Genomic DNA, 8,384 nt, shown 5'->3' on the forward strand with positions numbered 1-8,384 from the left:
CGCCCATCCGGCTGAGTTGATGCTGGCGACGTAGAAAAGGCCGGCCGAGATCCATAAAATAACGGCGATCATAAACATGAGAGCGCTCCGCATAATATGCGGCGAATCTGTTCCGGATTCTTGAAGCGAAAGTGAATCCGGTCGCGTAAAATCAGGCGTTTCTGCGATATTTTCCGCTGCGCGCTAACGCGCTCTCGCCATAGTTTCGGTTGAGGGTTTGTTAACCGTGAATGACCGACACTTCGCGGGTAGGATCGTTAACCGCGGAGACTGATGTTGGCGAAGTATGAGACCACCGACTACGCCCAGATGCGCCGATGCCGGATGGCGCACCTCTATGGCCGGCGGGTGGACGAGCATTTCAAGAACGACGACGGCGGCGTTCTGATCAGCGGCTACATCCAGGCCATTCGACCGGAACTGACCTGCTGGCCGCTGCAATGGACCATTACCATTGCGCAGCAGTCGGCGCAGGAAACGGCACTTGCGATGGCCGACTGAGTATTTCGCGCGTCAAAGACGCAAAGCCCCCGCATGCGGGGGCTTTTTGCGTTCAGCGATCGCCGCGATGCGGTCAGTAGCGCGCCACCGAGGGGCCGCCAAAATGGTAGTTCAGGCCGCCGCGTACCGTATTGGTCTTCAGGTCGATGTCGTGGGCGATGATGCTGGTGGTCGATGCCTGTCCGGCGAAAACCGGGCCGTTGCCCGACTGCTTGCCGAAGTCCGAATAAAGGTACTCAACCTTCGCCGACCAGTTCTTGGTGAAGGCATGCTCGACGCCGGCGCCGGCGGTCCAGCCTGCCACGGTCTTGGAGAAGCTGGCGGCTTCGTTCTGGCCGGTGGAGTCGGTGAAACTGGAGCCGAACTTGACCTCGGTCAGCGCGAGGCCGCCGGTGGCGTAGAACAGCGTGCGATCGACGGCATAGCCGACGCGCGGCCGCAGCGTGACCATCCAGTCGGTAGTCACCGAATTGCTCGTGGTGAAGCTGCTGATGCCGATCGGTGATGGCGCGGTGACGCTGCGGCTTTGCTTCAGGCCCAAATAACTGGCATCCGCCTCGACGCCGAACAGCCAGCGATCGACCTGGTGATTGTAGCCGACCTGGCCGCCGCCGGTGAAACCATCGGGATCGAGCCGGGGGGAGGCGGCGGACACCGCCTGCTGGTTGGCGATCGGCGCGGTGCCGTTGATAAAGGCGTTGGACGCATCAGAACGGCCCCAGGCGCCGCCGGCATTGCCGCCGACGTACCAGCCGCCCCAGTTAATGTTCGCTTCGGCCACGGCAGGCGCCTTGGTCCAGTCGCGCGTCGGCAGATCGGCAGCGGCGGCAGAAGCCGCGCCCGATGCAGCGAGGACCGCGGCAAGAACAAGGGATTTCATCAACAAGGCCTGTGGCCGGGCTATTCCGGCGAGTCTGACCTTCTTACCGGGGTTTGCCCGGTGTGGCTGTCACCGCATGGCCACAGCACCGCCTCGATTGGCCGGTTTGACGGTCAAAAACCCCGGCCGCACCAGCGACCGGGGTTTTAGCTTAACAGGGTATGAGCAATCAGAAGGCGCAGACGTTGACCCAGCGCACGCGGGTCCCGCGACGGGTCTCGATCACACGGCGCTGCATGCAGTCGTCATTGAGGCCCCCGACGTACAGTGTCGGGCCGCCATAGAAGCCGTGATGGCCAAAGCCCCCGTGCCAGCCCCCGTGCCAGCCGAAGCCATGGGCAGAAGCCGCGCTGGGGGCGAGGGCGGCCGCACCGAGCGAAGCCGCAGCGATCAGTCCGAGGGTCAGTTTGCGAAACATCGTATTCTCCATTGATGGGGCGCGAAGGCCGTTGCTGTGTCCCTGCCCATCAGTCGCAGCGTGCGCGAAACGCGTTCACGGCGGTTTTGGAGAATTGTGTTTCAGGAAGGTTTCGCGGGGCGGGCGCCAAAGGCTGTGGCCGTGCATAGAACGTTATCGTTTGTCCGGGTCGCCTGTGCACACCGCAGAGTTTCCTCGATGACGTAATCGACCATCGCGTGCTGCAGGTGATGTTGGCGGACGTGGTCGCGAACAGCCAATGCCATCTGTCGGAGTCGCAACTTGTCTGCAAGGGCGCGCTCGATCGCCGATGTCAGGCTGCCCGGCGTGACATCGTAAAGCACGACATGCTCATTCTCTCGCAACGGGGCATGACGCTCCACCGTAGGATAGTTGAGAACCGGGACCGTCAGACATTGTGCCGCCTCCGCGGTGCGATAGCATTCCCAACTGTAGCCGGACGGCGACCACGCCAGCCAAGCCTTCGACAGGCGCTCCAGGAATTCGGCATGCGGCAGGCGCTCGGTAGGAATATCGATCCTAAGCCCTTTCACTCGAAGTGCTTCCAATTCTGCCAAGCCGACGCGCCGCACCCAGGAATTCTCGGCAACCTCTCCGACAAAGAAAACATCCGAAGTCTTTTCGGGCTGCTCGCCTTGCCACAATGCCTCGGTGCTGATTAGCGTCGCCGGCAGCGATATTGGTTGGATCTTTGCAAGACGACGGTTCCACCGCGAATTTCGCCGGATCCGCCGTGTAGGCAGCGCCGGATGCGCCGAATGGCAGAGTATGTGCCATCGATCGACGGGCAGTTCGCGTTTGAACGCTACCGTGGCCTTGTCTAAAAGAAAGAAGTTGTGCGCTCCGATGATAAAGGCGTCGTTCATGTCGAGAACGGCAACCGGAACAGGGAGCTTGAACCAGCGCAGCCAGGACACGCCGAACACCGAAAGGGCGGCGAGTGGCCGCGTCGGCTGGCGGAGAAGCGCCCGTAGCCAATAGCGCGGGTGCCAGGCCGGCCGCAGCGGCATATAGACGACGATAAGATCATACTTGCCCTGACGAACGTCCCGCATAGCCCGAACGAAACGCCATGGCGTGCAGACGGCGAACCCCTTGGGGTTCTGACGACCGCCCGGGATCGGACGGTCGCTTGTCCAAAGCGTGTCGGTACTGTCAGGATAAATATCCTTGCAGTAATGCCATGATCCTAATTCGAGAATTCTCGGCTGTGAATTCATCCGGGTCGGCAGCCTTTCCAGACTTTCAACGCATCCAATCGCACCTTGGGGGCAGGGGCAAGCTAAGGCGCGCTCCCAGGAAGGACAGCATTTTTCACAAGATCGGACCCGCCTCGCGGATCACTTCGAGCTCGCGTGAGGGGGCCGAGACGGAGACGACATTGATCCGATCCGTTGAGCTCCTTGAAGAATCGCTGGAAAATAATCGGTTCTAATGCGATCTGGCGGAAGGGGTGTCCGCGTTGTGAGAGCCTTAACTCGTTGTAGCAACGTAGTTTTTTTCGAATAAGTAGTTAGCAGCCCACGCTTTTCACCCACGCCGCGGTCTAACGACGACCAATTTTCTAAACAAAATGCCCCGGTGCCTGTCGTGACCGCAGCGCATTTTTGTCAACAGGCCGCAAGGCGGCCGGCGATCCGAATAAGCCAGTTTCAGCAGATCGCGGTGGTGATCTCCGCCCAGTGCGGTCGCTAATCTCCGCTACCCAGACCAACACGATGCTGCCCGTCGTCGCCGTGTCGTGAGCGAGGTAGTCGGTGACCGAGATCTAGTCGAGGGCAGGCCCCGCTAATGAACCCGCTTATGGCCTGTAGACATGCCCCGCGATTCCTCGTCGGGTTCCAGCACGCCCGCGGCGCAATCGCTTGCCGGCGGCCTTTCTGCCAAGCGCTTGCTCCTGTCCGCGGCGCCTTCGATGGCGCGCCCTGTTCGGCGGATGAGAAGGCGAGGTCGCGGTATTGAGTCCCCCACGCCGGCGCGCGGCTGCATTGGTATGGTTTGCCTCGCACTTCGCAGTGCCAAGATTAGGCCAGCCAGTGCAGGTCGCTCAGGCCGCCGCTTCAATTCATCTAGGATCACCAACGTTCCTAAAACCTGTCCAACGGAAAACTTCCCCGAGAAAGGCGCCTGACGGATTCCAGAAAAGAACGCCTTGTGGTCGATCATCTCAGTTTCTCCGGGGTTCCGAACGATCCAGGCGGCCTGCCGCCTGCGCGGTGCGCGATCCGACTCTTGCGATGCGAATCTACAGGGACAGGATTCGGGCGATCGCAAAGGGCCTCGATGGTCACTGTGATGATTAATCTCCCATACCCAGACGGGTGATTGTGCGGTCGCTTTGCCTTGATTGATGTTCGCGAGGCCCGGACCCAACCGGGTGTTTGCAGAGCGTGACACCCAGCCTGGCGAATAGCGCTGCGAAAGCACCAGTTCATATGCCGGATTGCGAAATTCGGTGAGCGACTGGCTCGTATTGACGCCCGTCGTGACTTCTCGGCATGACCCTGATATCGGCCGCAGCCAACCAGTACGAATGCGCTGTTATCAGTGCCGTGTTTACTGGTGCGGATGCGTCAACAGATAGCGGTCAATAAGCTTGCTACGCAACCTACCGTCCGACGTAAGCGTTCCTGCAAAAAAAAGTCGCCGCGAAGTCTGATTTCAAAAATTCTCAAGTCAACAAACGTTGCCCAGATCTGGGAAAAATCAATGGCCGCTTAGTTGCTTAGATCTACATCTGATTTCTGATTAGTATTCGATATGAGTTCTTCAATCTCTGCGAGCTCCATCCAAAAAACGGCATGTAGAAGCAGGCTTGCCATGACATCCACGTCATCGCTTAGATCTGCTTGGTAGCAAATCGCGGCGACCCTCAATCTATACTGCAAGGATTGCGTCGTTACTCGGTTTTCCACGTCGAGAGCTTCCAGCAGTAAGGCTGAATTATTTTAGCATCTGGTCGAGACGACCGCCACCGAATTGGTGGTCAAAATGCTATCAGCATGAATAAATTAGGAGCACCGAATTACGTCTAAGCTGTTGGAGAGTATCGTGCTGGCGACCGGGTGTATTTTGCTGCGGAACGAAAGCTGCCGCGCGCTGCGACCGAGCGCGGGTAGGAGATGAAGACCGTTGAGGGTCAACTCGTAGGTTCACGGTTCACCAGTCGGAGGCTCGCGTCCGATAGCCAGCAAGATCTCGTGGAACGAAGCGAACATCCGCTGTCTCAAGGCGGCCTGCGAGTGGACGTTCAGCGCCAAGGGCGAGGAAGTGCAAGCCCCGTTCGACGACGTCGTCATGATCACGCAGTAAATCGACCAGCAATCATCTGGGCGACGTTCGGAGGAGAAAAAATGCTTCTAGATATTCGATGTCGTGCTGTAGTCTCAGATGCGATCGCCCGGAAGCCGGAACAACTTCAAATACAGGGCCGCAGCAATTGCGAACGCGCCGGTCTGAACAAAGGTCGTCCTTCTAATCCACTTATTCTCGGGCTGAATTCACGATCAGAACTCGACGCTTCTGTATAGCTCCTTCACTCGGTCTCGCCGATACGTAGATTTTATACCTTGTGCGGCGCAAAGCCCCAGGGAATGCCTGTTGCTTTCGCAATCCAGACATCGGCCGATGACGTCCGCGACGTGCTCCGGATCCATCGAAGACAGGTGGATCGCGGTGGTGCCATCGTTAGAATAATCTCGAATGCCGCCGACCGCGTTTGCGACGACGGGGAGGCCGACCATCATGGCCTCCGCAACGACGATGCAGAAACCCTCCTCGTCGCTCATATGGATAAAGAGGTCATGCTCCTTCGCGTCGGAGTACCATCTATGTTTGAAGCCGGCGAATTTGACCTGTCTACCAATGCCAAGCGTCTCTGACAGATGTTGAAACGCGGATCTCATAGGACCTTCACCATAGATGGTCAGAACCGTCGGCCGACCTCGATCAGTGAGGATCCGAATGGCGTGTAGCAGAAGATCGATGCGCTTGCGGCTTACCAGGCGCCCGGCGGTCACGATCCGCGCCGGCCCGGAAAGCTCGTAGCAGTTCTTCAACGGTACATCATCACTGGCGAGAAAGAGCGGTACGACCTCCTCCTCTCGCTGGCGAGGCTTGAAGTAGGTCCGCGTCGCCGTCAAAGTCGTCGTGCAATCGGCCCAGACGCTGTCAACGCGCGAAGACGTCCATCTCAGCAGATGAGTATACAACGCAACGGCTGGTCCACGTTCCAGCTCGGCAATGTGCTCGAAGGCGATGCATTTTACCTTTGGGAAAGCATATAGCACCAGCCTGCCTATAATGTTGGCCTGCTTGAGCGAAAGGATAATCGAGTCCGGACGAAATGTGATGATCGTTCGAAGCAGGAGATAGGTCCCCACGAAGCATCCGCGCATCGTCAATCGGGAAGATTCGCTGGCTTCGATAATACGGTCTTCGCCGGTTAAAAGACCGACCTCGCGCCTAAGATCGGGAGACCCTCTGTGCAAGATAATGACCCGGAAATCGTGCCCATCGAAGAGGCCATTTTCCAGCAGGCTGCGGAGACCGATCTCGGCGCCGCCCCGTGTCAAGCCATTGATGAAATAAATGACGCGTCGCTGTTCCGTCATGAGCGGTTTGCCCGCGCAAGCGTCAGTTTGACGACCCTCATAGCCGATGCGCCGCCAAAATAGTGCAACACAAGTGTCAGCCATGCTCTCAGATTAAATGGATTAAGTGAAATTGCGGCGGTCAGAAGATTGGCCGCGCTTTCGCTGCGGCCGTCGAGCGCCTCAAGATTGCCAAGCTTTCGGGCTCGCTCGGAAAGTCGCTTTGCGACGTAGGGAAGCAGCCGCGGGTCCTGGGCTGCAATTTGGAATGCCACATAAGCGTGATGCTTCATCAGTTGGCTACGGCTAGAAGTCACCGCAGACTCGTGAAGGCGTTTGTCAACCAGCGGTGCATCCACGGCGGCAGCAAGGCCGTGCTTGGTGCAACGAAAGAAGAACTCTGTGTCTTCGAACACTTGGAGTTTCTCGTCGAAGCCGCCAAGTTGATTCCACAGCTGACGTCGCATTAAAGCCGTCGAAGGTACGATAGGCGGATCGTCCATAAAATAGGCGAGTGATTGATCCGGTTGGCCAGTCAGATCGTGCAAAGGTGCAACTTCGCTCGGCTTGCGATCGTCCGACCAAAACAGCCGAAACCCCGTATAGACCAGCGCCGTTTCCGGTTGGGCATTAAAGAGAAAAAGTTGCTCTTCAAGCTTGTTCGAGTGCCACAAATCGTCCGCATCGAGAAATGCGATAAACGAGCTGTCCGTTACGGAGACGCCGCGATTTCGATTGAGTGAGACACCACGAGTGCCTGGAATTTTGTCAGCCGCGGCGGGTAATACCGAGATACGAGGATCCCGCAACGGAAGTTCTCGAAGAACATCCAGTGTTTCCGGGTCGGATCCGTCATCACAGATAATGATGCAATCTATCACGTCCGCGCGGCTCTGGCCGATGACACTGTCAACGGCGGCATTCAAAAACCGCCCCTCGTTGAAACACGTGATGATGACGGCAACGCCCATGGAGATACGCCCTTTACTTGACGGTCAAATCATCGCGACTTCATATCTTCGTTTGGAGATCGCGCTATCCGCCGACTCAAACGCTATCTTAATTCGCATATTGGTACCTTCTGTTGCGGCTGACAGAAAAATGCCCACGACGCCGTATGCTAGCCGCCCGTAGTTCGTTATCAACTCTCACGCGTGTCACGATTTGCGGTAATAGGTCAGGGACCAGTGTAATCAGGACAATGACGACGAACATTTCTGTGCCGGATCCTTCATACCACATGTAGGTCAGGACCGGGATAAACAGAATGAGGAGCGCCCGGATGTAGGAATAATCGCCAAAGCGTCTTCGCATCCAGATAGCGTCACGCACGCTGAGAATCATGGAGCGAGCCAGGGCAGTGAATACAATGCCGGCCCCGAGGAGACCGTTCTCGGCCAACATGCGAAGAAACTCGTTGTGCACGGCCGCCCTCAAATATGGCGGATAGTTCGCAAAATAGGTTCTTGCAAAGTTTCCCGTTGCATCGGTTCCAGCGCCCAGAAACGGATTCTGAAAGAACATGGTCCAAGCGACGTCGCTGCCTAACTTGCGTGCGGTATCGCTGATGGAGGAGGGCAGACCGCCCTCGATGGCGTACCAGATTTCGTTTCTGTCTTGTTCGACGAAGATGCTGCCGACTCGCTGGGAGATCTGACCTCCTGTGATGGCGTCCGCGACCACGATCGCTAACATGCCCGCGGCTGCCGCAAGAACAAGGGCGCCGATGTTTCTAACATTCAGAAATACCGCAAGCGTGACCGCCAGAAACGGCACCAGCGCCTTACGTTCGGCTGACATCACGATCAGAACGAATAATACGCACCAGATCGAGATCCAGAAGCGATTGGCTGGTAGCGCTCCGATGACGAGCCCAACGCCGATGCACATGGGAAGAAACAAGAAGGCCGATTTGGGGTCGCCTAATTGCTTCCAGACAATGATGTGGCCATGCCACACGTGCCATACGACG

General features: G+C 57.6%; 7 protein-coding genes. 1 reads left to right on the plus strand and 6 read right to left on the minus strand.

Annotated features, from left to right (window positions below):
* Window positions 1-273: 273 nt before the first annotated feature.
* A complete protein-coding gene (locus JWR89_RS25935) occupies window positions 274-501 on the plus strand; it encodes a hypothetical protein (protein WP_299721066.1) in 228 nt (75 codons plus the stop codon).
* 73 nt (window positions 502-574) lie between these two features.
* Here the strand turns inward: JWR89_RS25935 and JWR89_RS25940 are convergent, their stop codons facing one another.
* The 6 genes from JWR89_RS25940 to JWR89_RS25965 all read right to left on the minus strand — a co-directional run.
* Window positions 575-1,381: an outer membrane protein gene (locus JWR89_RS25940; RefSeq protein WP_299721067.1), complete on the minus strand. Its 807-nt coding sequence runs from the start codon at window positions 1,379-1,381 to the stop codon at window positions 575-577.
* A gap of 169 nt (window positions 1,382-1,550) precedes the next feature.
* Window positions 1,551-1,799 carry a hypothetical protein gene (locus JWR89_RS25945; RefSeq protein ID WP_299721068.1) on the minus strand — a complete coding sequence of 83 codons (249 nt, stop codon included), beginning with the start codon at window positions 1,797-1,799 and terminating at the stop codon, window positions 1,551-1,553.
* Window positions 1,800-1,900: 101 nt separating this feature from the next.
* Window positions 1,901-3,040 (minus strand): glycosyltransferase, encoded by a 1,140-nt coding sequence (locus JWR89_RS25950; RefSeq protein ID WP_299721069.1) that lies wholly within the window; start codon window positions 3,038-3,040, stop codon window positions 1,901-1,903.
* 2,286 nt (window positions 3,041-5,326) lie between these two features.
* Entirely contained in the window at window positions 5,327-6,433 is a 1,107-nt protein-coding gene (locus JWR89_RS25955; protein WP_299721070.1) for a glycosyltransferase, read from the minus strand.
* Window positions 6,430-7,383 (minus strand): glycosyltransferase family A protein, encoded by a 954-nt coding sequence (locus tag JWR89_RS25960; RefSeq protein WP_299721071.1) that lies wholly within the window; start codon window positions 7,381-7,383, stop codon window positions 6,430-6,432. The genes JWR89_RS25955 and JWR89_RS25960 overlap by 4 nt, the downstream gene beginning before the upstream one ends.
* An 88-nt stretch (window positions 7,384-7,471) precedes the next feature.
* The coding region (locus JWR89_RS25965) for an O-antigen ligase family protein (protein ID WP_299721072.1) at window positions 7,472-8,384 on the minus strand (913 nt) is incomplete at its 5' end.

It is taken from the genome of Tardiphaga sp. (assembly GCF_028290785.1).
Lineage (GTDB): Bacteria > Pseudomonadota > Alphaproteobacteria > Rhizobiales > Xanthobacteraceae > Tardiphaga.

What these genes read in the sequence shown, in the direction of transcription:
- JWR89_RS25935 (WP_299721066.1), top strand. Translation starts at nt 274, where the DNA reads ATGTTGGCGAAGTATGAGACCACCGACTACGCCCAGATGCGCCGATGC.
- JWR89_RS25940 (WP_299721067.1), bottom strand. Translation starts at nt 1,381, where the DNA reads ATGAAATCCCTTGTTCTTGCCGCGGTCCTCGCTGCATCGGGCGCGGCT.
- JWR89_RS25945 (WP_299721068.1), bottom strand. Translation starts at nt 1,799, where the DNA reads ATGTTTCGCAAACTGACCCTCGGACTGATCGCTGCGGCTTCGCTCGGT.
- JWR89_RS25950 (WP_299721069.1), bottom strand. Translation starts at nt 3,040, where the DNA reads ATGAATTCACAGCCGAGAATTCTCGAATTAGGATCATGGCATTACTGC.
- JWR89_RS25955 (WP_299721070.1), bottom strand. Translation starts at nt 6,433, where the DNA reads ATGACGGAACAGCGACGCGTCATTTATTTCATCAATGGCTTGACACGG.
- JWR89_RS25960 (WP_299721071.1), bottom strand. Translation starts at nt 7,383, where the DNA reads ATGGGCGTTGCCGTCATCATCACGTGTTTCAACGAGGGGCGGTTTTTG.